The 23002-nt window shown below is 37.0% G+C and carries 21 protein-coding genes, 1 pseudogene and 2 riboswitches; of the genes and pseudogenes, 5 read left to right on the top strand and 17 right to left on the bottom strand.

What is annotated here, in order from left to right; translation table 11 throughout:
- Positions 1–60: 60 nt before the first annotated feature.
- Positions 61–867 carry a hypothetical protein gene (locus tag BM163_RS03100; RefSeq protein ID WP_089800123.1) on the top strand — a complete coding sequence of 269 codons (807 nt, stop codon included), beginning with the start codon at positions 61–63 and terminating at the stop codon, positions 865–867.
- 976 nt (positions 868–1843) lie between these two features.
- On the opposite strand, the gene BM163_RS03090 is transcribed toward BM163_RS03100, so the two are convergent.
- The 4 genes from BM163_RS03090 to BM163_RS03075 form a co-directional block, all read right to left on the bottom strand.
- Positions 1844–2461 (bottom strand): hypothetical protein, encoded by a 618-nt coding sequence (locus tag BM163_RS03090; protein WP_143088172.1) that lies wholly within the window; start codon positions 2459–2461, stop codon positions 1844–1846.
- Positions 2462–2647: 186 nt separating this feature from the next.
- Positions 2648–3217 carry a chromate transporter gene (locus BM163_RS03085; RefSeq protein ID WP_229675481.1) on the bottom strand — a complete coding sequence of 190 codons (570 nt, stop codon included), beginning with the start codon at positions 3215–3217 and terminating at the stop codon, positions 2648–2650.
- On the bottom strand, positions 3217–3762 hold the full coding sequence (locus BM163_RS03080) for a chromate transporter (RefSeq protein WP_089800115.1): 546 nt from the start codon (positions 3760–3762) through the stop codon (positions 3217–3219). The genes BM163_RS03085 and BM163_RS03080 overlap by 1 nt, the downstream gene beginning before the upstream one ends.
- Positions 3763–3896: 134 nt before the next feature.
- Positions 3897–4103, bottom strand: coding sequence for a hypothetical protein (locus tag BM163_RS03075; protein ID WP_089800113.1), 207 nt, complete (start codon positions 4101–4103; stop codon positions 3897–3899).
- 155 nt (positions 4104–4258) lie between these two features.
- On the opposite strand from BM163_RS03075, the gene BM163_RS03070 reads away from it, so the two are divergent.
- Positions 4259–4579 (top strand): zinc ribbon domain-containing protein YjdM, encoded by a 321-nt coding sequence (locus BM163_RS03070; RefSeq protein WP_089800111.1) that lies wholly within the window; start codon positions 4259–4261, stop codon positions 4577–4579.
- Positions 4580–4682: 103 nt separating this feature from the next.
- On the opposite strand, the gene BM163_RS03065 is transcribed toward BM163_RS03070, so the two are convergent.
- Positions 4683–5594 (bottom strand): SMR family transporter, encoded by a 912-nt coding sequence (locus BM163_RS03065; RefSeq protein ID WP_089800109.1) that lies wholly within the window; start codon positions 5592–5594, stop codon positions 4683–4685.
- Between the two features lie 549 nt (positions 5595–6143).
- Here BM163_RS03065 and BM163_RS03060 point away from each other — a divergent pair.
- Positions 6144–6293 (top strand): annotated as a pseudogene (locus BM163_RS03060) (PH domain-containing protein); the annotation flags it as partial.
- Positions 6294–6467: 174 nt separating this feature from the next.
- Here BM163_RS03060 and BM163_RS03055 read toward each other — a convergent pair.
- A complete protein-coding gene (locus tag BM163_RS03055; RefSeq protein ID WP_089800105.1) occupies positions 6468–7280 on the bottom strand; it encodes a YitT family protein in 813 nt (270 codons plus the stop codon).
- A gap of 673 nt (positions 7281–7953) precedes the next feature.
- Here BM163_RS03055 and BM163_RS03050 point away from each other — a divergent pair.
- Positions 7954–8496, top strand: a complete 543-nt coding sequence (locus tag BM163_RS03050; RefSeq protein WP_089800199.1) for a site-specific integrase — start codon at positions 7954–7956, stop codon at positions 8494–8496.
- 488 nt (positions 8497–8984) lie between these two features.
- Here BM163_RS03050 and tenA read toward each other — a convergent pair whose 3' ends face one another.
- From tenA to BM163_RS03030, 4 genes are all read right to left on the bottom strand, one after another.
- Positions 8985–9677, bottom strand: a complete 693-nt coding sequence (gene tenA / locus BM163_RS03045) for a thiaminase II (RefSeq protein WP_089800103.1) — start codon at positions 9675–9677, stop codon at positions 8985–8987.
- 74 nt (positions 9678–9751) lie between these two features.
- Positions 9752–9861, bottom strand: a riboswitch (TPP riboswitch).
- A 56-nt stretch (positions 9862–9917) separates the two neighbouring features.
- On the bottom strand, positions 9918–11792 hold the full coding sequence (gene htpG / locus BM163_RS03040) for a molecular chaperone HtpG (RefSeq protein ID WP_089800102.1): 1875 nt from the start codon (positions 11790–11792) through the stop codon (positions 9918–9920).
- 265 nt (positions 11793–12057) lie between these two features.
- A complete protein-coding gene (locus BM163_RS03035; RefSeq protein ID WP_089800100.1) occupies positions 12058–12414 on the bottom strand; it encodes an IDEAL domain-containing protein in 357 nt (118 codons plus the stop codon).
- 101 nt (positions 12415–12515) lie between these two features.
- A complete protein-coding gene (locus tag BM163_RS03030; RefSeq protein ID WP_170243636.1) occupies positions 12516–15251 on the bottom strand; it encodes an EAL domain-containing protein in 2736 nt (911 codons plus the stop codon).
- Positions 15252–15419: 168 nt separating this feature from the next.
- Positions 15420–15606, top strand: a riboswitch (Lysine riboswitch).
- Positions 15607–15721: 115 nt separating this feature from the next.
- Between BM163_RS03030 and dapA the strand changes: the two genes are divergently transcribed.
- Positions 15722–16594, top strand: a complete 873-nt coding sequence (dapA, locus tag BM163_RS03025; RefSeq protein ID WP_089800097.1) for a 4-hydroxy-tetrahydrodipicolinate synthase — start codon at positions 15722–15724, stop codon at positions 16592–16594.
- Between the two features lie 161 nt (positions 16595–16755).
- Here dapA and BM163_RS03020 read toward each other — a convergent pair whose 3' ends face one another.
- The 7 genes from BM163_RS03020 to BM163_RS02990 are packed head-to-tail and all read right to left on the bottom strand — an operon-like array spanning position 16756 to position 22983.
- Positions 16756–17385: a V-type ATP synthase subunit D gene (locus BM163_RS03020; protein ID WP_089800095.1), complete on the bottom strand. Its 630-nt coding sequence runs from the start codon at positions 17383–17385 to the stop codon at positions 16756–16758.
- 7 nt (positions 17386–17392) lie between these two features.
- Positions 17393–18769 carry a V-type ATP synthase subunit B gene (locus BM163_RS03015; RefSeq protein ID WP_089800085.1) on the bottom strand — a complete coding sequence of 459 codons (1377 nt, stop codon included), beginning with the start codon at positions 18767–18769 and terminating at the stop codon, positions 17393–17395.
- Positions 18762–20546 carry a V-type ATP synthase subunit A gene (locus BM163_RS03010; protein WP_089800083.1) on the bottom strand — a complete coding sequence of 595 codons (1785 nt, stop codon included), beginning with the start codon at positions 20544–20546 and terminating at the stop codon, positions 18762–18764. Before BM163_RS03010 ends, BM163_RS03015 begins: the two co-directional genes overlap by 8 nt.
- Before the next feature lie 18 nt (positions 20547–20564).
- A complete protein-coding gene (locus BM163_RS03005) occupies positions 20565–20876 on the bottom strand; it encodes a V-type ATP synthase subunit F (RefSeq protein ID WP_089800081.1) in 312 nt (103 codons plus the stop codon).
- A complete protein-coding gene (locus BM163_RS03000) occupies positions 20866–21873 on the bottom strand; it encodes a V-type ATPase subunit (RefSeq protein ID WP_089800079.1) in 1008 nt (335 codons plus the stop codon). The genes BM163_RS03005 and BM163_RS03000 overlap by 11 nt, the downstream gene beginning before the upstream one ends.
- 20 nt (positions 21874–21893) lie before the next feature.
- Positions 21894–22478, bottom strand: a complete 585-nt coding sequence (locus BM163_RS02995; RefSeq protein WP_089800077.1) for a V-type ATP synthase subunit E — start codon at positions 22476–22478, stop codon at positions 21894–21896.
- A gap of 28 nt (positions 22479–22506) precedes the next feature.
- On the bottom strand, positions 22507–22983 hold the full coding sequence (locus tag BM163_RS02990; RefSeq protein ID WP_089800074.1) for a V-type ATP synthase subunit K: 477 nt from the start codon (positions 22981–22983) through the stop codon (positions 22507–22509).
- Positions 22984–23002 lie beyond the last annotated feature (19 nt).

Raw genomic sequence — 23002 nt, 5'->3', positions numbered from 1 at the left:
TCTTTGGTTAAAAGGATTCATGAACATAGAAGATAAATAATCGAAAGGAGTGGGTCCGTGATGTTTACCTTAGGAAGAAAAGTGAGCCTCACTTATCGAACGAATCAAATCATTTTAAGTTTGTCGCTCATCTATGGCATTATTTGTTACATATTAACAACAGATATAGCGCAAAGTGCTGTGGCAGCTGGAAGTTTATTTCTCTCCTGGGCATTAGTCAGAGAAATTGATTGTCGGCGTGAGTACGCCGCTTTTGTGGCGGTAGGGATTTATATGATTCTACAATTACTCTTCCCCTTCCCCTTCCATATCAGTTTAGGGCTGATCTTTCTGATGATTCTACTAATGCGGGCAATCAATCAGATTACCGGAAAGCCTCTTTCAGTGATTGATCTCTTAAGTTTGATTGGACTTTCGGGCTACCTAACCTATACAACCGAAAGCAGTGTCTATCTGATGCTCGTTATTTTGATGTTGTTGGTTAATGTCCGTTTAAATAAAAATGGACAGAGAAATATATATCTTGCATTGATGGTTACAGCTATGACCGTTGTCATCAGTCTATTAACGCCACTTAATCTTGACATTAATCGATTAGCCATTGAACCACTCGCCCTTTTCTATTACATCAGTTTACTCGTCTATTTCATCTATATTCTGATAGATAAAGACAAGGAAAGTGTCACTGATCTTGGTGGGCCCGCTTCTGTTAGGCGCTTGCTTTATGCCCAACTTTTTTATGGTCTAGCGCAGGTCGTTTTGATTATATTCGGAGATATGTCAATTGGTAATAGGCTTGTGTTTATCTCAAGTATGTTAGGTGTTGTGATCTATGGTGTGATTGATCAATATAAAAAAAACAAGTGAATGAATAATTTGGATATGATTGTATTGAAGTGTAAAGAGCTCTTTCTTCTCACACTAAAAAAAGTGGATGCTAAAAAATAAAACGTTTCTCCTAAATGGGAGGAACGTTTTTTGTCTGTGATAATGTATCATTATTTATCACTCGCCTACCTCAAAAGCAAACAGCTGGTCTTGTTAGCTTAAAACTAAGATTAGAAGTAGGTTTAATATAAGGCTGAAAAAAAGGAAGAGAAAGAGATAAAATAGTCCCTTTTTAAGCTTGTAAGGGAGTGGATTCGTTTTAGCTTTCTCTTTGGCCATCTTAATGGATAGATAAAATATTGGGAATGATAAAATCATCGTGCTAATATTAATGATTAAAATTAAAGCAGGGTAGCCATGATACCAAGGGTGGCTTTCTGGTATAAAAATCTTTCTAGAGAATAAGACTAAGTATCCTAAGACGAGGTAAAACCAGGCGTTATTCGTGAGTTTTTTCATAAATCAAGTCCTTTCTACATATCGTCATGAATGTAAAGATGATTACTTAAATCTTTAAAGGTTCATAAGCTACTTTTACACTTGAACTGATCTTAGAGAATTGATAAAGATAAACACACCTATAATATAATACATCATCGCGGTCAATATATGAGGGACAAAGTCAAAGACGAAAAAAGTCACGCAATAAAGACCAAGCATGACAAACGAAGGCCATTGGATTTTAATATTCTTCCAATCAACCTTATGATCTGTCAACTTTTCTTCCTTATCTTCACGATTATAGATAGGCACTGGGGTTTGGTAAATACCATAGAGTAGATTTTCTGAACCTAACACAAATAAACAATAAACCAAGATGTGGTCATAGTTTTGAAGATTAAAACTGGTGTTATTAAGATAACGTGTCATTATAATTGATATTACCATTATTTACAATGATAGACAATAAAAATAGGAGTTGCTAAAAAGCGTCCCCCATTTTTATTGTCTATTCTCAATCATGCCATACAAGTGAATCTACTATAAGTGGTAATCGGGCACTAAAGCCATCTCCAAATTCTGATGGATAGTAATAACCGATGGTATAATCATCATCGTTGTGTGTAAACTTACCGATACGACCAACGAAGCCGTCTTTTACGAGTGCTTGTTCGGTATCGGTAAAGTTAAAGGCCATTGTGTCTGTCGCTTCTGTTGAAAATCCTTTTCCCTTAAGTGTAGTTAAAACCTCTGCTTCTGATTCCTCGTAAATAAAAAATCTTGCGTCTTCATTTAATGTTCCACCGAAATTTGCATAGACATTTAAGTCGCCGTCATTAAATCCCCCTTGCATATCGTTGGGGATATAGACGGAGAAATCAGCCTCTTCATCTTGAAGAAGGTTAAGTGTCATCTCCTCTTCCATGCCTTCAATCATCATTGTTTCGGTCTTTGTTACGGGTAAATCTGGTAGGTCATCTGTATCATCATCCGTTACAGCTGTCTGATCATCGATTGGTGTTTCTACCGGTGGATCTTGATCTTCTGCTACATCATCATCAGGTGTGTCATCGGCACTACAGGAAAAAATCACAAAAAGACTGGCTAGTAAGATAAATAACAACCGCTTCATCATTAAGATCATCCTTTCTGTTTAAACGCTTAGTATAATATACTTTTCCCTGAAAGAGAGATGTATAAAAGCGACTTTAGAACGAATTTTTACTTTGTCTGGGCTTTAATCAAAGTGTTTTGATCAAAAATATAGAGAAAGAAAAAACACTTATTCCAGAGAAAAAGAATACGTGTTTGTGTGTGATTAAAATGAAAAAAGAATCCCAATCAATGCACTAAAAGCAATAAAGACGACCGGGTGCAAATGTTTAAATAAACGATGCTGCATGATGACGTATAACACTACACTGAAAATCAACGCTTTGATGTTAATGACGTCCATCAGTGATTGTAGTCCGCTATACACCGAGGTATTTATAAGATCATGATACATAAAATTAAAACCAGCGGCCGCAATGAGAGCGGTTGAAGCGGGTCTTAACCCGTAAAACGCCCCTTGAACGAGTGTGGATTGCTTAAAGCGCTCGAGTACATGAGCGAGAATAATAATGATAATAATGGACGGGCTTACAAGACCAAGTGTCGCAATAATCGCACCAGGTACACCGGCAGTAGAAAATCCCGCATACGTCGCCATATTAACCCCAATCGCTCCTGGCGTGGATTCAGAAATGGCAATCATATCAGCGAGCTGCTCATAACTAAACCAGCCGTAGCGGTCAGATAAGTCATAAAGAAACGGTAATGTCGCGAGACCCCCACCCACCGCAAAAAGACCGGTTTTAAAAAATTCAATGTATAACGTCAGTAACATTATTTCACCGCCTTATTTAACAAGCGGAAACTCATCACACCGAGAACACCAGCAAAGATGACAAAGTAGACCGGAGAATAAGACGTTAACACGGCGAGTGAAAAGACAACTGTAAAAATCATTAAACCCACTTTATCCATCACGGCTGTTTTCCATAGTTTTAATACGGCTTGTAAAATTAAAATATAGACACTTACTCTTATGCCGCTAAAAGCTGAACGTAAAAGCTCAGACTCACTGATCGTATTTAAAAAGTAAGCGATCACGCTAATTATAATGAGTGACGGAAATACGACCCCCAGCGTTGCCATAACACCTCCAAGCGTCCCTTTCGTTTTTTGACCGATAAACGTTGCCGTATTGATCGCAATAATGCCTGGTGTCGTTTGACCAATAGCGTAGTAATCCATGACGTCTTCATTCGTTACCCATTGTTTCTTTTCGACGACTTCTCGTTGTAAAATCGGTAGCATGGCGTAACCGCCGCCGAAGGTTATCGCGCCAATTTTGGCGAAAGTTATAAATAAATCAAGTAGTGCTCGCATCGTTATCTCGTCTCCTTTTATCAACAGCAAGTCTAATATATTCTTCACTTAAGGGTTAGATTAGCTAAATCTTTAATATAAATGCTTAAATATTATTCTAGATATCCGTCAAAGTTAAAGCATGGATCTACAATTCATTGTTTATAGATTGCCTTTAACTTTGGTTTTCTTGCGATGACGCACGGCGTTTGTTCGGCTAGATGTAAAGGTCTTAATTTTTTTTGAGGCAATGATTTCTGATAAATGACGGTATCGTTTAAAGTGTGATTAAGCAAATTGAGAATGCTGTGTGGGTTTTTGGTAAGTTGAATAAGAATCTTATCCTTAACGTGTTGTTCCATGTTTTATTGCTCCACTTATTTTTCTTTACCTCCTACTATACGACTCGCTATATCTTCATGCAAGTATTATATTCCAAAGTCGGTTCTCACGGAACGTTGTCCAAATAAGGTTTAACGTGTATAATAGCGCTATAATAATAGATAGGTGGGGTATTATGCACAAATGTCCAAGTTGTGGTAGTGAGTATGGTTATGATGATGGCGTGGCTTATAATTGTCCAGAATGTGGTCACGTATGGACCGATGAGTCTCTAAAAGAAGAAGAAATTAAAGACGCAGTCGGTAATGTGTTAACAACCGGAGATGATGTCACCCTTATTGCCGATGTTAAATTAGGTAAAGATACGATTAAACGCGGTACAAAAGCGAAAGGCATCAGGATTTTAGATGATCCGCACAATGGTCATGATATTGACGGGAAAGTAGATAAATTCGGCAGCATTTACTTAAAGTCTTCCATTGTGAAGAAATTATAAATAATCAAAAACCAGCATCGATGTCCTGGTAAAACATCCGTGCTGGTTTTATTATAATAAAAAAGCCCCAACAAAATGATTGTGTTAGATCTTAGTGTGTGCGTTATAAATTGATTAAAATTAACGCAACAATGGTTAAAGCCATCGCAACTTTATTTTTCCGCTTAATGGTTTCATTGAATAACACAAATCCGCCGATGGTAATTAAAACGATACTGCCGGCGCTGTAGATTGGAAAGACAACCGATGTCTTCAATGTATCTAAGGCAAGAATTAAAAAGTAGGATGAAAACAGATTTGGAATACCAACTAAGAAACCTGTTATAATATCGCTTTTTCTTACGTCGCCCTGCTTTTTATAAGCGTAGGTAGCGCTGATGATAAAGGCGATAAAAAATACCGCGAATAAGAAGACATCCTTATAATCATTTAATGCATACTTCTGATAGATTTTATTCGAAAACTCTGCAACCCCGCCGAAGATAAACAACAACAGCAATGTTGGTTTTAAATCAAAGCGCTCAAGTGATTCGGGTGACAAGTTTACGATTAGAATAGATATAAGCGCAAGAATAATACCGATCCATTGAATCATTGACGGTAACTCTTGCCAGATAATGATAGAGAAAATCATCGGAATTAAAATACCTAGTTTAGCAATCGTGCCAGATAACCCTACACCATTTTCTCGTACGCTTTTTTGATAATAAATGAAAGATAAAAAGAAAAATATGCCCGCAACAGATCCGATTATGAGTGCCCAAAGAATGCTTGAAGCTGGTGACAACAAAGTGTTCTCTGAGTTTAAAACAGTGCTAAACTCACTGAGGAAATGAACATCAAGTGAAAAATCGGCCAACAAGCCTTTTGTTATAATCATGACAATGCTCGTTGTAAAGGCGATAAAATAATTGGCACTGGTAATAACGTAACGATTCGTCTTTCGTGTTTCTGTGTACTTAAAGATCAGTGCAATCGATGCACTACAAGTAACGGCTAATAATAAATAAAACATAAAGCTTCTCTACTCCCCTTCTTTTCTTTACTATATTAATATAGCCTTATTCGCTTTCAGTACGCAAGTGTTCGCTTTTTATTTTTCTCAATCATTTTAAAACAGTTAATGAGGAAATATGATAAGTAAAAAATACAGCACCGTAGTAATAATCACCTGCGTTCATTGTCTCTTAGAGAATATTCGACAACCGTAGAACTTTTTATTTTCATAAAGCATGATGAAGAAAAGAATGGGAGATAGATAATACGATATAAGGACAGGAAACAAAATTATTTCTTGTAGTTGAAAGTTTGGTATTACAGGATAAATCATGAGACAAATACCTGCTACATAAATCGGATAAATAAACATATGATACGAAAAAATAAACGGGTTATTGTTTTTCAATCGACGCCACTCCTTACATTTTTTTATGGCATTTATCCGTAGATTCATATATTAAGGGTTTAGTAAGAATCATAGTATAAACACAATGTACTCACATATAATTATACATCTTATCAATAAAGTGGTAAATGAATGATCAATACCTTTAGTTTTATTTTTGTTGAGACAGCGGGTACTTTTGATCTTGATGCGGAACTTAAAATCTGGATTTCTAGCGCACGGTTACCCCTGTTTGATTTGCAATTTAGAAAAGATGACAGTATCGCTAAAATTCAACGTCTATCTGTTAGAGAGAATAGGAATCAATGAAAAACGCGTGCATGTTTCAATCAGCGTGGTAATGATTCTCTTTGGTTTTATTTTTGAGGCGTTTGTGTAAAGTGTTGCTTAAGTATCAGTATTGAGAAAACAACATTAAGAAATGAAAATGATTCACCTAATTAAAACAATCCAGCGGCATTTGTTTATGCTGCTGGATTGTTTTTAATTTTTCGCAAACTCCCCGTCAATTTCAACGGTTTCAAAAATATTAATAAACGCTTTTGGATCATGTTTTCTCACAATATCTTTAATCGTTTTAGTTTCATAACGGGTCACAACCATCATCAGTAAATCTTTTTCTTCTAATGTATAACCACCTTGAGCTTTAGATAGCGTAATCCCACGATAAATCGATTCCAACAACTCTTTTCGAATCGCATCTCCTTCGGTCGTAACAATCTGCATCGTCAACTTAATATGATTCGTATGGATTGTATCAATTACTCGTCCAGTAATATAGATATTTAACATCGTATAAAGTGCGATATTCCAGTCGAAAACAAGTCCTGAAATTAATACAATCACACCATTCATTGCTGTTAAAAGTAAACCGACACTCATATTGCTGACACGCGAGACAATCATCGCAATAATATCAAAACCACCACTTGAACCAGAAAACTTTAGGATAATACCAATACCTAAACCTGTAATGACACCACCAAATATACTACCAAGAAGTAAATCTTCCGCTAAATCATAAATAGGAATGACATATAAAAAGAATGATAAGGTAATCACGACAAGGAAAGTATTAAAGGTAACACTCTTACCTAAATACATATAGCCAATAATAAAAATCGGAATGTTGAAGACAATATTGAGCAAACTTGTATCAAATGGGCTTATGAGACTGAATAAAATAGCTAGTCCACTGACCCCGGCACTTAGGACACCTGATGGAATCAAAAATAAATTAAAAGCTATCGCAATAATGACTGATCCAATCACAATTGAGCTGTACTTCTTTAACATGAGACGTCCTCCTTTATTCCTGCTTTTTAAATTTAGCAAATCTACCCTCCTCGGTCAAGACAATTGACCATTCACGTTATTTTCTAAATATTAAATCTTGTGTCTAATGAAACATAATAGATATTATGTTTCATTGTGAAAGTATATGAAAACATGATAAAATAAAGGTTGAGTGAACGATTTCCTAAATGTTTAATTATGCAAGGAAACATAATTATAATTTACGTTCCTACATATTTTTGAATTTTTTTTAATGGATATATCATTTACACATGAATGAGTTAATGCATAGCGCGTTTAAAAAAATATTTTTCCAGGATTGCATCTATGTGCGAACATGTCATTCTAAATACAAACACTTACCTTTTTTTAGGTTGTTGTCAGAGGCTGTTTTAAGCGAATGAAATGTGTTTTCTCGCATCATTAATCGTTTAATGCGAAATAATTGATATGTAAATGAGATAGTTAAATTGAAAGGTTGTGAAAGAAAATGGAGAAAAAACAAGTCGCCTCTTTTGTCTATTTAACGGCAGGAGAATATCAATACTTACTAGAAAAATTTGGGGAGTACCGGTTGAAAGAAAAAATCAAACAATTGAATCAATCAAAGATTAAACAGCCAGAACGACAAGAATCGATTGTATCTGATTATCACGCTTTACTTAGTCGTGGTATGCAGACGGTTGAACCGATTCGTGATAAATTATTGATTCAAGCGATGAAAGATGAATTAAAACGGGAATCAGACCGGAATTACTTCTTATTTGTGATGGGGATTAACACCGGTCTACGAATCAGTGACTTATTACCGCTTCAAGTTCGAGATGTTCGCGGGCAAACTCATATAGTGTTAAAAGAGAAGAAAACGAATAAAGCCAAACGCTTTTTAATTAATTTTGAGCTGAGACAACAGATTGATCACTATACTATCCATATGGCCGATGAAGACTATTTATTCTCATCGTATAAGACAGGGTTACCTATCCAGCGGGTACAAGCGTATAAAGTGTTAAATAAAGCAGCGAAACGTGTCGGAATCACTAATTTCGGCACGCACAGTATGCGCAAGACTTTTGGCTTTTGGCATTATACGATCAATAAAAACGTCGCGCTCTTACAAGACATTTTTAATCATGCCTCACCTGACATTACGTTAAGATACATCGGAATCAATCAAGATATCGTTGATCAAAGTTTAGCTAGCTTTAGTCTGTGACTGCTTTCAAAAGATTGTACCACATGTTGCATGTTTTTCATCTTGAATATCAAGGCGATTCTTATAGTGTGAGATATAGATAAGTGAGTCCCCTCCTAAGAATTAGTTTTGTTCGACTTTAATTTTATAAGGAAACTCACTTATTTTCTATATTTAACCATAAAAAGGTGCTAGTGAGTTATTTTAGTGAGCAATCTCTGCCGCACTAAAAATCTCTTTACTAACACCAAATATAATACAACCTAAAAATACGAGATGGCGCTTGCACCTTCTCGCTAAAAACTCAAAAGAGTTTTTGTTCCCTACTTCATAGTATAATGTATTGATGATTTCAATAATCAGAAAGCTATTAAAACATGAAGAAATGCTCTCTGTAACTAACAGGGAGCATTTTTTCATGTTTTATCAAGATTTCTTTTAAATAATTTTGTTAATGTATTTGTATTTATGACTTGTATTAATAGTTTTGTATTTAGCTAGTTTGTAACCTAATTCGTAACGGACACTTTACGATACGCCTCCATCGGCCATTTTTCTAATGTGTACGCCATCTCCCAGAATAAATATTCATATTGACTACTCTTTAAGAAGAGATCTGCCCAGCGCTCTTTCTCTGCTTCTGATGCGGTTTCTGCAAGTTGGTCTAACCGGTCGATTTGTTCTTTGACGAGTGTCATAAACCAATCGGAATGATACGCTTTAATCCACGTTTGATACACCGGCTCTTTTGGTGTTTTATGTTTTAACTGTTCACCAATTTCTGCGTATAACCAGTAACACGGTAAAATCGCCGCAATAACGTCCCCGAGTTGGCCAAATTGACTGGCTCGGTACATATGTGACGTATAGGCATAAGCGGTTGGAGCCGGCTCAAAAGATTGCTGGTCTTTTTCAGAGATATTTAATTGTTTCATAAAGGTACGGTGAAGATCCAGTTCTGCTTCATAGGTGCCTTGTACATGTTTGGCCATACTGTTCGTTACTTCTAAGGAGTCTGCTTTTGCGGCAGCTAATGCTTGCGCTCTAGCAAAGTGACTTAAATAATACGCATCTTGCAGGACGTAGTAGCGAAACCGGTCTAGTGGTAAGGTGGAGTCACCGAGTCCTTGTACAAAGGGGTGGTTAAAACTTGCCTCCCAAATGGGATCGGCTTTTTGTCTTAATTCATCTGTAAATGTCATACTTTTCTCTCCTTTTTCAAATAAAAACACCACTGCTAAATAAGCAAGTGGTGTCGATCATTGAATAAAGAAAGTCAAATCTCGTCCCACTTCCCTCCGCTAGCATCAACTAGATCAGGTTCAAAGAGTCAAGGCATTACTTGCCAATCTCAGTCACAGTTTAGTGACTCCCCTAGTGGTGTTTCATTTGATTGTATTATGATACTGTTACTTTAACATAATGAAAAGATATGTCAAGTATTACTTCATCACTTTCCAAACGTCATTTGCATAGCTTACTGGGTCTTCTACTGGTAAACCTTCGATAAGTAAAGCTTGATTGTAAAGGACGTTCGTATACGTCTCCATCATATCTTCGTTTGATTGTGACGCATGTTTTAATGACTTAAAGATATCATGATCTGTGTTGATTTCTAACACCTTCTCAGCTTTTACCCCTTGGTTATCTGGCATCATGCTTAACACCTTTTCCATCTCAATAGAGATGTCTCCTTCGTTAGACAAGCAAACAGGGTGAGTTTTTAAGCGCTTTGAGAGACGAACGTCAGCGACTTTGCCTTTTAGGATCTCCTTCATTTGATCGAAGATAGCTTGATCTTCTTCTGAAGCAACTTTCTCATCTGTCGCATCATCTTCAAATCCTAAATCAACACTTGAGACAGATTTAAATTCTTTATCATCGTAGTTCATAAGCATTTTAATCGCAAATTCATCGATGTCATCAGTGAAATAAAGAATTTCATAACCTTTATCACGTACGATTTCCGTTTGTGGTAAACGTTCGATGCGTGCGTGTGATTCACCAGTCGCATAATAAATATATTTTTGGTCATCCTTCATACGTTCAACGTATTCAGCTAAAGTGACAAGTTTTTCCTCAGTTGATGAATAGAAGAGGATTAAATCTTTTAATGTTTCTTTATTTTGACCGAAATCACTGTAAACACCATATTTTAATTGACGACCGAAAGCTTTAAAGAATGTTTCATACTTCTCACGATCATTCATTAACATTTTCTTTAATTCTTGTTTAATTTTCTTTACTAAGTTTTTTTCAATAAGCTTCAACTGACGGTCATGTTGTAACATTTCACGTGAAATATTCAGTGATAAATCTTCTGAATCTACTAGCCCTTTCACGAAGCTAAAGTAATCTGGTAACAGTTCAGGCGCTTTATTTTTAATTAAGACGCCATTAGAGTATAACTCTAAGCCTTTTTCGAACTCCTGTGAGTAATAGTTATAAGGTGCTGTCTCAGGTACATAAAGAATGGCTTGGTAACGGATGTTGCCATCTACGCTTACGTGCACATGAGTGAGCGGGTTATCAAAACCATAATGCTTTTCGTGATAGAAATTTTTATAATCGTCATCCGTTAATTCTGTCTTGTTTTTCTTCCAGATAGGTACCATGCTATTGACGATTTTTTCTTCAACAATCGTTTCATATTCGTCTTCTGTTCCCTCTTTTAATTTTTCTTCTGTTAGGTCCATTTTAATAGGGTAACGAATGAAATCAGAATATGTTTTAACGATGGTTTGTAGTTGGTGCAAATCTAAAAATTGTTCGAAATCATCATCCTCGTTTGATTCTTTGATGGTTAACGTAATTGTTGTACCCACAGTTTCTTTTGTTGCTTCTTCAATAGCGTAGCCTTCTGCTCCTTCTGAGTACCAATGGTAAGCTTGATCTTGGTCAACAGCACGTGATGTGACGCTTACTTTATCTGCTACCATAAAGGCCGCATAGAAACCGACACCAAACTGACCGATAATATCAAAACCATCTTTAATTTCATTGTCCTTTTTAAAAGCAAGCGAGCCACTTTTTGCAATTGTACCTAAGTTTTGCTCCAGCTCTTCTTTTGTCATACCGATGCCGTTGTCGCTAATCGTTAACGTGCGATTATCTTTATCAGTTGAGATTTTGATATAGTAATCTGACTGATTAAACGTTACTTTGTCATCAGTTAGTGCCCGGTAATACATTTTGTCCATCGCATCACTCGCATTCGATATTAATTCACGTAAAAACACTTCGCGCTTTGAATAAATCGAATGGATCATCATGTCAAGTAGTCGTTTTGATTCTGCTTCAAATTGTTTTACTGTCATATGATATTCCCTCACTTTTTTTATTTTTTTCTTATGTATTAGCACTCAACGAGTCAAAGTGCTAACATATATTTTTTAACATATATGAGCTGCCTTTGTCAATGATTTACGTTCAGATATATTAAAAATACAACGCATAAATAAAAAGATTGAGCTGGAAGATGGCTAACAAAAAAATAAAACCACATGAAATCAAAGATGAATCATCTGATTTCATGCGGTATAGTCATTTTAATAAAGATCTATCTTAACCTCATATATCAACCTAATTTACTTGAGTGTAATCAATATGACGTTTAGCGTCGGTTTCTCTTTTTAAATAGTTGTATTGAGCGGACAATGCGTCAAACCATGTTTTATCATTTGTTTGAAGAGCTAAGTCAATTAGTTGTTCTAATTCACCAAGTGTATAGAACTTACTATCAGCTTCTACTTGAAGTTTAACAACATGTACTTGAATACTGTGGTTTGTTAAAAGATGGTTATCGCTTGCGATTACACGTATTTGCGCGCGGTTATCTTCTAACTCTTTTTCTACGTAACCGTGAATCCTCTCGCCTTTGTTTGACTGTAATTTTACCCAATCGCCTGCTTGTGCTCGTTTTCTTTGTTCGTTTGTCATGTTTGACACCACCTTTTCTATTAATTATTTCAATTGACAGAATACTTTGAATAGTCATTTAAAATATTTAATAGTTATTTTAATCGGTAATTGTCATAATGTCAATAGTCTTGCTCAAACTGTTCTTTTGTAAGTGGCTGACTGATTAAAAAACCTTGATAAGCATCCAGTCCTTCGCCTTCGATTAAATGCACATCTTCTTCAGATTCAACCCCTTCTTGAATAATCATTAACCCCATTCTTTTAGCTAGTTTAATCAAACGTTTATAGCTTGCTAAAGCCTCAGAATCAATAAGGGCATCTTGCAGCGTGGCCTGTGATAATTTAATGATCGCAAAAGGGAGCGTTTTTAATTGGCGTAAAGATAAATAGTGATCACCAAAGGAATCAATCGCAGCTTTGATTCCATGTAATTGAAATTGTTTTAAATTTGTCTTTAATTTCTTGCATTTGTCTCGAGTTAAGTGTTCGTTTAATTCAATTACAAGCTGATCCTGTTGAAGACCAACTGTCTCTAACTGATCTATGATAGTTTGAAGGGTATGCTCATTCTGACACTCTGCCTCAGTTAAGTTTAAATACAACTGAATAGGTTTATCGTGTCGTGCGTTATACTCTGCGACTGTTTGAGTCGCTCTTTGTAGTACGAACTTTGAAAATCGCAGCATTAAGCCATTTCTTTCTGCAATAGGGATAAAGACATTTGGTGCAATGGCTCCGAGTTTATTGTGTTGCCATCGAATTAACGCTTCAACAGCTATGATTGTTTTAGTGTGCGTATCGACAATCGGTTGATACACAACGTAAAGTTCGTTACGTTCCTCTGCTTGGAATAAATCTGTCTCTAGCTGAATGGCATGTGACACTTCCGTTTCTAAAGCTGGTGTGTAATATCTAAACGTATTTTTCCCTTGTTGTTTTGCCTGATACATGCTTAAATCAGCATATTTTGTTAATTCATTTAATGATTGTGAATGTTTAGGATATAAACTTATACCGATGCTCGCTGTTACAATGAAACTATGACCGTTAAAAGTGTAGGGTTTAGTTAAAGTTTGAATAATTATTTTTGCTAGTTCGGTCACTTCTTGCCGACTATCTTTATAGTAACTTAAGATGGTAAACTCATCCCCACCAAAACGAAAAACGTAATCGGTGTCTTTTTTGACCGTTTCGATTCGCTTTGCGACTTCAATGAGTAATTGATCACCCGCATCATGTCCAAATGTATCATTGACATATTTAAAGCGATCCAAATCGAGGAACATTACTGCAAAACCTTCATTCTGTTGATCTGTTTGTTCAATCGCTTGTTCAACCATCGTTTTGAATAATTTTCGATTGCCAATGCCTGTTAGTTCATCGTGATACGCTTGATACTGGATTTTCTCCTGATTTTGTTTAATTTCTGTAATATCCGTCGCGACCATTAATATTTCTAATGCACCGCTAGCCGTCTCTTTGATTGGTTGCTTAGTAACACGATACCAACGCAGGCTTTTATCAGGCATTACTTGCTGATCTTCGTAACTGATGGTCTCACCAGATAATAAGATGGAGCGATGTAACTTTAACTGATAATGGGTCGCCGCTTTATCATTCGTCACATTTAATGCATGTTTGCCCACCATTTCTTTACCGGTGTAGCCGAATAAATAAGCGTATTTATCGTTGACAAGCGTGTAGGTGCCCTCTTCGCTTATTGTATAAATCAACATGGGACTCACATTAATGATTCTATTTAAATAGTCTTTTTGACTCGCTAATGCCTTTTCATTTTTAGCAAGAGCGAGACGTGATTTTTCAAGTTCTTGTACCATATGATTAAATTTAGTATTAATGACACCGATGCGGGTATGTTCATTAGTAACACGAATTCTATGGGTATAATCACCCTCACTTAACTCATCTATTGCCTTTACAAGTGCTTGGTACGGTTTTTGACTACGATAATAGGCATAGATAACAATAAGTAAAAACAAGACCGCGAGTATTACCAAGAGTGGAAGTAGCGTTTTGAAAATATTTAACCTAAACCGTTCGGTAAGAATCTCAGGGACAAATAAGGTCAGTGTCCATCCGTCTTTTATAAGCGGCTGAGTTGCCATCATATAATGAGAATCCTCGTCGTGGGTGACTGTATCGGTATTTCTTTCGTCATTCAATGATTCTTGAATTTTTAAATGAAACAGCTCACCTTCATTGTTTATATTTGACTCATCATAAGTAAAGACTAAGTCTTGATTTTCGTTGAAAATCGCAATATAAAATGTATCGGAGAAGGATAAAGAATGAAACAAAGAAGACAGTATGTCAGTACTTGCTAAATCTATGAACAAATGAAGCTGCGTATTACTTAGAGGAATAAGTAATTCAAGTAAATTATCTTGCTCAAGTGTATGTGCCTTCTGTAAATATGGCTCTGGAACAAAAGAAATAGCTGTTAAATCAAGATTTGATAAGCTTGCAGTCTGAAGGACTGAAGATTCAATGACGCGCTGTTCATCTACAATAAAGCCGCCATTAACCATAGGTGAAGCTTGAACTAAATCTATTAAAGCCTCTTGCTGATCAGATAGAGTCCCCATTGTTAAATGATAATCATTACGGGCAGATAAACTTAACTCATCTAGTTCTAGTAGAACACGATCAAATTGTTGACTAAATCGTTGGTTGGCAGAAGACATCATTTCATCATAATATTCTACAGTAAACTGTTCGATCGTAAAAGACGTTGCGTAAATAAACACCACAAAGAAACTAAACATAATGGCAATATTAAAAAATGTTGCTTTTATAAGGTTGCTTTTTTGCCAATATACGAGCAGTCGTTTCATATGCACGCGTCCTTTCCCTGTGATACCTTTATTGTAGCGTATTTTAATAGTGATTGACAATGTAAACAATTGACTGTTTCGTGTGCTAAAATTCATAAAAGTATTTGTCAACGGCTTATTTTTTTGATATAGTTAAACCACAATCATATATACTTCAATACATATTGAAGTGGGTATAGAGGTTGCATAAGATATGAGTAATAAAACATAGAGTCATAAACACTCCGTGATGTTTTTTTGAAAGGGTCTTATGCCGAAGGATAGAAGCGGTTTATGCGTTTTTATGCTGGTGTTGTATTTAAGAGGTACAACATTGTCATATAGGTTATATACTATATGGAGGGCTATCTCACGCATCAACGGTAAAACATACATGATGCAGCTCACTTAGTTTGAGCTGCTTTTTCTATGGTGATTATTTTTGATATAGCTCTTATCTGTCTTTTAAAAAACAATAATGAGGTGTAATAATGGAATTTAATCAAGTATTAACTGCGATGGTCACGCCTTTTAATGACCAGGATGAGATCAACTATGACGAAACAAAACGATTAATCGATTATTTAATCGATAATGGAACGGAAGGAATTGTTGCTGTTGGGACAACTGGCGAGTCTCCGACGTTATCACACGATGAGAAGCTATCTTTTCTACGTTTTGTTGTTAACTATGTTAACAAACGTGTACCTGTTATTGCTGGTACAGGGTCTAATAACACAAAGCAATCTATCGCGTTATCTAAAGAAGCAGAGGAGATCGGTGTAGATGGTATCATGCTCGTCACACCATATTATAATAAACCTTCACAAGAAGGGATGTATCAGCATTTTAAAACGATTGCTGAAGCCATAACATTACCTGTGATGCTTTATAATATTCCAGGTCGTACGGTCGTGAGATTAGAGTTAGAGACAGTTTTACGACTGGCTGAAGTTAAAAATATTGTTGCCATTAAGGAAGCGACAGGTGATTTAGATTTAATCAGTCAAATCATTAAAGAAACCCCAGATGATTTTATTGTCTATAGCGGTGATGATAACTTATTGTTACCTATCCTATCCCTAGGTGGTTCAGGCATTGTAAGTGTTGCTTCACATATCGTGGGCAACGAAATGTCTGCAATGGTTAAGGCGTACACCGCAGGTGACGTAGTAACTGCAACCAAAATCCAACAGGAAATTGCACCGGTCATTAAAGCGTTGTTTAGCGCGCCAAATCCTTCAGCTGTGAAATATGCCTTAAATAAAAAAGGGTTAAACGTTGGTCATGTACGTTTACCACTGATTGCATTAAATGAAGCTGAAAAAGCAGATGTCGACGATGTGGTGGGTCACCTTTATTAATCGGAAATAAATAGTAAATTTTAAATCAGCATTGATGCATTGAATAGCGCATCACTGCTGATTTTTTATCGTTTCGTATTCTAATTCTAGTTCGCCTCATGTATCCGATCAATCTATCACAAACGACAAAACACCACCCCATAAAGAGGTGGTGTTCAAAATTATTGTCCCATGTCTTTGACTTTCATAATCCGTGTAATACTCGCACGCTCATCTTCTTCAAGTTTCATTTGAATGTAATGAATCGTTTCTTTAAGCTGGGGAATTTTTAAATATTCCAATGCATTTACACGACGGCGTGTCTTCTCAATTTCATCAGCCATTAATTGACACGTTTTTTCGATTTCAGAAAGCTTTAATAGTTTAGGTAAAATAACGTTAATGCGATCAATGGAGTCATCCAGTTCACTGTTAGAGTTAAGCAACCCGTACTGCATTTCCGATTGTTTATCATCTTCATCAACAGTAAAATTCATTTCAGGTACCATTACACTCATAATATTCTTTTCTTGGATATCAAGTGTAATTGACTTACCAGGTACGGCAAATAATTCTTCAATAAAGGCTTCGTTTGTCAGTGATTTAGCAACAACAAAAGCTTTCATCGCCTCTGTTAGTTCCTTTTCTACCTCATCACGTAGCGTATTATTCTTTCGAATCAAAGTAATGAACTGACGCATTAACTCATCTTGTTTATCCTTTAAAAGCTTGTGACCTCGAGTTGATATTGCTAACCGGTCTTTTAGTTTGGAAAGCTCCATCCGTGTTGGCTTGACATTTAATCTAGCCATAGGTCAATCACTCTCCTTCCGGCATAAACTCTTCGATCAGTGCACTACTAATACGTTTAAGCTCAGTGCGAGGTAAGATTGAGAGTAATTCCCATCCTAATGTTAATGTTTCCTCAATTGAACGGTTCGTATAGAATCCTTGATTGATATATTCTGCTTCAAATCGTTTTGTAAATTCAACATATAATTTATCTGTATCAGATAATGCTGATTCACCAAGAACAACGGCAAGTTCTTTCGCTTCGATGCCTTTAGCATAAGCTGCGAACAACTGGTTCATTGTTGGTGCATGATCTTTACGCGTTTTACCCTCACCTGTTCCTTTATCTTTTAGACGAGACAACGATGGTAAGACGTTAATTGGTGGCTTTAATCCTTGTTTATCAAGATCACGACTTAAGATGATCTGTCCTTCGGTAATATAACCGGTAAGGTCAGGAATTGGGTGCGTGATATCATCTTCTGGCATAGAGAGGATTGGTATTTGTGTTACCGATCCTTTTTTACCAACAAGACGACCAGCGCGTTCATATAAAGTTGAAAGGTTAGTATAGAGATAACCTGGGTAACCACGACGACCTGGTACTTCACGGCGTGCAGCAGAAATCTCACGAAGTGCTTCACAATAGTAAGTCATATCCGTCATGATAACAAGTACGTGCATGTCTTTTTCAAAAGCTAAATATTCAGCTGTTGTTAAAGCCATTTTAGGTGTTGCAATACGTTCAATTGCCGGGTCATTGGCTAAGTTAATAAACATAACAGAGCGATCTATCGCACCAGTTTTACGGAAGTCTTCCATGAAGTATTCAGCCTCATCGAATGTAATCCCCATTGCCGCAAAAACAACGGCGAATTTTTCATCACTATTTAATACAGCTGCTTGACGCGCAATTTGAGCGGCAAGTTCTTTGTGGGGTAAACCAGATCCTGAGAATACAGGTAGTTTTTGACCACGTACAAGTGTATTTAAGTGGTCAATCGCAGAGATTCCAGTTTGAATAAATTCATCAGGATAGTCACGTGCGATAGGGTTAATGGCTTGACCATTAACATCTAGACTTTGTTCTGGAATAATGTCTGGACCACCATCCATAGGTTCGCCTAAACCATTGAAGACACGACCAACCATGTCTTCTGATACATCAATAGATAATGGCTTTCCGCGGAAACGCACTTTGGTGTCTTTAATATTAATACCGCTTGGTCCTTCGAAAATCTGAACCATTGCTTTATCATTATGCACTTCAAGTACTTGTCCGTGGCGGATTTCACCAGTTTGTAGTTGGACTTCAACTAACTCGTCAAATTTAACGCCTTCTACACCTTCAACGGCCATCAGAGGTCCAACGACTTCGCTAACTGTTTTATATTCCTTAAGCATTTTGCGTCATACCTCCTTCAGCAACAATGTTGTAGATTGTTTCTTTTGTTTCATCTTTAAGCGCGCGAATTTGTTCGACGTTATCTTCAGAAATAAATTTCGCACGAGCAATCTTATCACGTAAAGCCACTGTCCCATCGACAATTTCTTTATAGTAAGCACCAAGACGCATCGCTTCGCGAGCTTCATGCTCAAATGAAAGGATTAAATCAAGCATATAGAGTTGCTTCTTACGTGAAGTAAATGTATCAACCTCATCAAAGGCGTTTTGTTGAAGGTAATCTTCACGCAATTGTTGCGCGATTACCATCGTTAAACGGTCTTTTTCTGATAGTGATTCAATACCAACAAGACGAACAATCTCTTGTAGCTCAGACTCTTCTTGAAGAATATTCATTGAGTGTTGAACCATTTCAGCCCAGTTCACTTCTAAATCTTGATCCATAAATTTACCAACATCATTTAAATAAAGAGAATACGATGTTAACCAGTTAACTGATGGGAAGTGACGTTTTTGAGCAAGTGATGAATCAAGAGCCCAGAATATTTTAACAACACGCAAGGTGTTCTGTGTAACAGGTTCAGATGTATCCCCACCTGGTGGTGATACGGCTCCGATCGCTGTAATGCTACCTTCACGCTCTTCAGAACCAACCGTAAGAATACGACCAGCACGCTCATAGTATTCAGCAATACGGCTACCTAGATAGGCTGGATAACCTTCATCCCCAGGCATCTCTTCAAGACGACCTGACATCTCACGTAGCGCCTCTGCCCAACGTGATGTTGAATCAGCCATGATTGCTACACTGTATCCCATATCGCGGAAGTATTCTGCAATTGTAATACCTGTATAGATTGACGCTTCACGCGCTGCTACAGGCATGTTTGATGTGTTGGCAATAAGAATTGTACGCTCCATCAGTGATTCGCCTGTATTTGGATCAACAAGTTCAGGGAATTCGTTAAGAACGTCCGTCATCTCGTTTCCACGTTCTCCACAACCAACGTAAACAACTAAGTCCACATCACTAAATTTCGCAATTTGGTGCTGTACAACGGTTTTTCCGGCACCAAATGGTCCTGGAACAGCCGCTGCGCCACCTTTAGTGATTGGGAAGAACGTGTCAATAACACGTTGGCCTGTCAGCATTGGCTTATCAGGATTTAATTTCTTTTTAAATGGACGTCCACGACGAACTGGCCAGCGTTGTAGCATCGTTAGTTCTTTTTCGCCATTATCTGTTTCTATTTTATAAACAACATCTTCAAGTGAATAATCACCTGATTCAATCGCTGTTAATTTACCTTTAACGCCATGAGGAACCATAACGCGGTGCTCGATAACCTTTGTTTCTTGAACCGTACCGACGATGTCACCTGGTTCTACGATATCACCGACGTTCTTAGTAGCTTTAAAAGCCCACTTAGCTTCGCGATCTAACGCTTCGATATTAACCCCTCTAACTAAGAAGTTACTATTTGTTTTTGCTTTAAATGTATCTAGTGGACGCTGGATGCCATCAAACATCTGTGACACAATTCCTGGTCCTAGTTCTACTGATAAAGCTTCCCCAGTTGTTTCAACTGGCTCGCCTGGTCCTACACCAGACGTTTCCTCGTATACCTGGATAGAGGCAACATCATGACGCATTTCAATGATCTCACCAACTAATCGCATGTCCCCTACGTAGCAAAGGTCTTGGATATTTGCATGTTCCATACCTTTTGCCATTACTAAAGGACCGGAAACTTTAATAATTGTTCCTTTCTTCAAATAAGTCCCCTCCCAAAATTATAAGATGTTTTGTCCAACGGCTTTTTCCATGTTCTTTTGAATTCGGGACTTACCGATATTCAATGATCCCTTATGATTCGGGATTAGGATGATTGCGGGTTGAACTTCTGCATCGTAACGTTTTATTGTATCCGGTATTTCCTTCGCCATTGCTTCTGTTAAGTATATAACCCCATAATTTTCCTCTGCTAAACGATCAATCGTTTCACGAGCAATTCGAGGTGTACTAGAAGCGAACACATCAAATCCTAAGATTTTGAAAGGTAAGACCGAATCTTTGTCTCCAACTACTGCTATCTTATGGGCCATAAATTGGTCGCATCCTTTCTCTTAAAATATTCTCATCAATTTGATTGTCTTTCCCAACTAATATTAAGCGGATATTTGCTACTTCTTTTTCGACGAAGAATAAGAAGGCTATTACCGGCATTGGGCCAAAGGCTTGGAATGTTGCTTCTTCCATTAGCTCATCAATTGTTTCATCAATCACTTTATCAAGTACCATAGGATCTAGGTCGTCTTTTTGGTCATTAACGACAGCTTGAAGACGACTGGCATATGGTTTATCAAGATATAGTTGATTAAGAACAGCGACAGCTCCTTGTTCACTGGCATCAATAATTGCTTTCTTAGATATGGAGCCAGAGCTTGATAACACGGTATGGAGAAATGAACGTGATTTGTTCTGATGAATACTTCTTACTACAGTTGATAAGTTGTCTAAATCGATTAACACATCAGCCATTTGACTAATAGTTGGGTTATTTAACCGGTCACAGATTTTTCGCATATGTTTATAGAAATACGTGTCCATAAAGACATCCGCAGCTTCTAAACGGCCATATGTTTCATAATCTTCAATCGCGAGTTGAACACCCTCGACCATGACAGGATTTAAATCATCTGATTGACGGGCGTTTACAAGCTGACGCAAGGTAGACAGCGGGTTCTTCCCAATCGGAATGAGTAAATGGTCTAAATCAAGGCCGGTAAAGCGTTGTTTTAATAACACCTTTAGATTGTGATAGCTATATCGAAGCGAGAAAATCTGAATGACTTCAGAATCTGGTGTCACTTCAAACAGTTCATCATAAATATTTTTCACACGTTGAATTAAGAAACGATCAAAGTTCTTGTTTTCCATTACATCGTGTTCATCAAATAGGTATTCTGTGCTTTTTAATACTTCCAGTGCTTCACGTAAGCCTTCCGCACGCAACATTTTTTCATAATCGTCACGTAACAATAACTTTGTTTCGTATACACGAAGTAAAGTATTAACGCCTTTATATTGAGTGTCCTGCATTTATTCTCCCCCCTTATTCATTAGTTTTTAAATGCTAAGGTTGCAAGTTGTGGAGAAAATTCTTTCTTCATTTCCTGAACAAGCACATCAAAACAGAAGTTATAGTCAATCCCGCCTTCTTGAACCAAGAAGCCGCCTTTGCCTTTTACGAGGTCATTAGCCATTGAAACATGACGATAATTGTTTACGATCGCTTTAACTTCTTCCGATTGAAAAACAGTTTCTGAGCGTGAGCCAGGAACAATTTGCCATTGTTTATCTTGGTCAAGTTGTGAAAGGACACCTGATAAAAAGCTAGCAAATGTTTGGTTATCCCAATTAATCATTTTCTCAGCTGCTTTTTCGAATACATCCTTTAACAGGGCTTGTTTTTTACCAAGGACAGCGTTACGCTTATTGTTCGCTAACGTTTGTGCTTCGCGTTCATAGTCATTTTTCATTTGATTTTCGATTTGTTCTTGTCGATTTTTTTGACTTTCCACAAGCTTTTGACGTTGTTCTTCAACTTTGTCATTAGCAACTTTTTCGTATTGCTCGATTTTCTTTTGTCCTTCTTCTTTGGTTTTAGCCAAAATTTGTGCGGACAAAGCTTGTAAATCTTTCATAGTCCCCATCCTCTCACTATTTATATTCTTATGCTAAAACAAGTAAGAAGGAAATAACGAACCCTAGGATTGCATAAGTTTCAACCATTGCTGAGTAAATGATACCTTTTGAGTTTTGCTCTTCTCTTTTTGCTAAGATTTGTACAGCTGCTGTAGACACACGTCCTTGAGCGATACCAGCAGTTAAACCAGTGAAAGCGATTGGAAGTGCAGCCATAAACATATAAATACCTTCAGCTAAAGGCATTGCTTGGTCCATGTTTAAGTAAATCAAGAAACCAATAACGAAACCATAAAGACCTTGTGTACCAGGAAGTAACTGAAGAATAAGTGACTTACCAAATTTTTCAGGTTGTTCTTTAATAAGTGATGCTGCTGCCTCACCTGTCATACCTACACCGCGTGCAGAACCCATTCCTGAGAAGATAACCGCGATTGCGATACCTAGTGCTGCAAAGATAAATCCTCCGTCATTTTCCATAAAAAATGTTAACCAGTTTTCCATAATAAAATTCCTCCATCTC

Origin of the sequence: Halolactibacillus alkaliphilus (genome assembly GCF_900115465.1) — a bacterium.
Classification (GTDB): domain Bacteria; phylum Bacillota; class Bacilli; order Bacillales; family Amphibacillaceae; genus Halolactibacillus; species Halolactibacillus alkaliphilus.
This window is presented reverse-complemented; position numbering and strand designations above follow the sequence as displayed.

Coding starts and splice junctions, on each gene's coding strand:
- BM163_RS03080 (WP_089800115.1), bottom strand. CDS start 3,762: ATGCGAGCACTACTTGATTTATTTATAACTTTCGCCAAAATTGGCGCG.
- BM163_RS03035 (WP_089800100.1), bottom strand. CDS start 12,414: ATGACAAACGAACAAAGAAAACGAGCACAAGCAGGCGATTGGGTAAAA.
- BM163_RS02995 (WP_089800077.1), bottom strand. CDS start 22,478: ATGAAAGATTTACAAGCTTTGTCCGCACAAATTTTGGCTAAAACCAAA.
- BM163_RS03070 (WP_089800111.1), top strand. CDS start 4,259: ATGCACAAATGTCCAAGTTGTGGTAGTGAGTATGGTTATGATGATGGC.
- BM163_RS03050 (WP_089800199.1), top strand. CDS start 7,954: ATGCAGACGGTTGAACCGATTCGTGATAAATTATTGATTCAAGCGATG.
- BM163_RS03000 (WP_089800079.1), bottom strand. CDS start 21,873: ATGCAGGACACTCAATATAAAGGCGTTAATACTTTACTTCGTGTATAC.
- BM163_RS03005 (WP_089800081.1), bottom strand. CDS start 20,876: ATGGCCCATAAGATAGCAGTAGTTGGAGACAAAGATTCGGTCTTACCT.
- BM163_RS03085 (WP_229675481.1), bottom strand. CDS start 3,217: ATGTTACTGACGTTATACATTGAATTTTTTAAAACCGGTCTTTTTGCG.
- BM163_RS03020 (WP_089800095.1), bottom strand. CDS start 17,385: ATGGCTAGATTAAATGTCAAGCCAACACGGATGGAGCTTTCCAAACTA.
- BM163_RS03065 (WP_089800109.1), bottom strand. CDS start 5,594: ATGTTTTATTTATTATTAGCCGTTACTTGTAGTGCATCGATTGCACTG.
- BM163_RS03100 (WP_089800123.1), top strand. CDS start 61: ATGTTTACCTTAGGAAGAAAAGTGAGCCTCACTTATCGAACGAATCAA.
- BM163_RS03055 (WP_089800105.1), bottom strand. CDS start 7,280: ATGTTAAAGAAGTACAGCTCAATTGTGATTGGATCAGTCATTATTGCG.
- tenA (WP_089800103.1), bottom strand. CDS start 9,677: ATGACATTTACAGATGAATTAAGACAAAAAGCCGATCCCATTTGGGAG.
- htpG (WP_089800102.1), bottom strand. CDS start 11,792: ATGACAGTAAAACAATTTGAAGCAGAATCAAAACGACTACTTGACATG.
- dapA (WP_089800097.1), top strand. CDS start 15,722: ATGGAATTTAATCAAGTATTAACTGCGATGGTCACGCCTTTTAATGAC.
- BM163_RS02990 (WP_089800074.1), bottom strand. CDS start 22,983: ATGGAAAACTGGTTAACATTTTTTATGGAAAATGACGGAGGATTTATC.
- BM163_RS03030 (WP_170243636.1), bottom strand. CDS start 15,251: ATGAAACGACTGCTCGTATATTGGCAAAAAAGCAACCTTATAAAAGCA.
- BM163_RS03090 (WP_143088172.1), bottom strand. CDS start 2,461: ATGAAGCGGTTGTTATTTATCTTACTAGCCAGTCTTTTTGTGATTTTT.
- BM163_RS03015 (WP_089800085.1), bottom strand. CDS start 18,769: ATGCTTAAGGAATATAAAACAGTTAGCGAAGTCGTTGGACCTCTGATG.
- BM163_RS03075 (WP_089800113.1), bottom strand. CDS start 4,103: ATGGAACAACACGTTAAGGATAAGATTCTTATTCAACTTACCAAAAAC.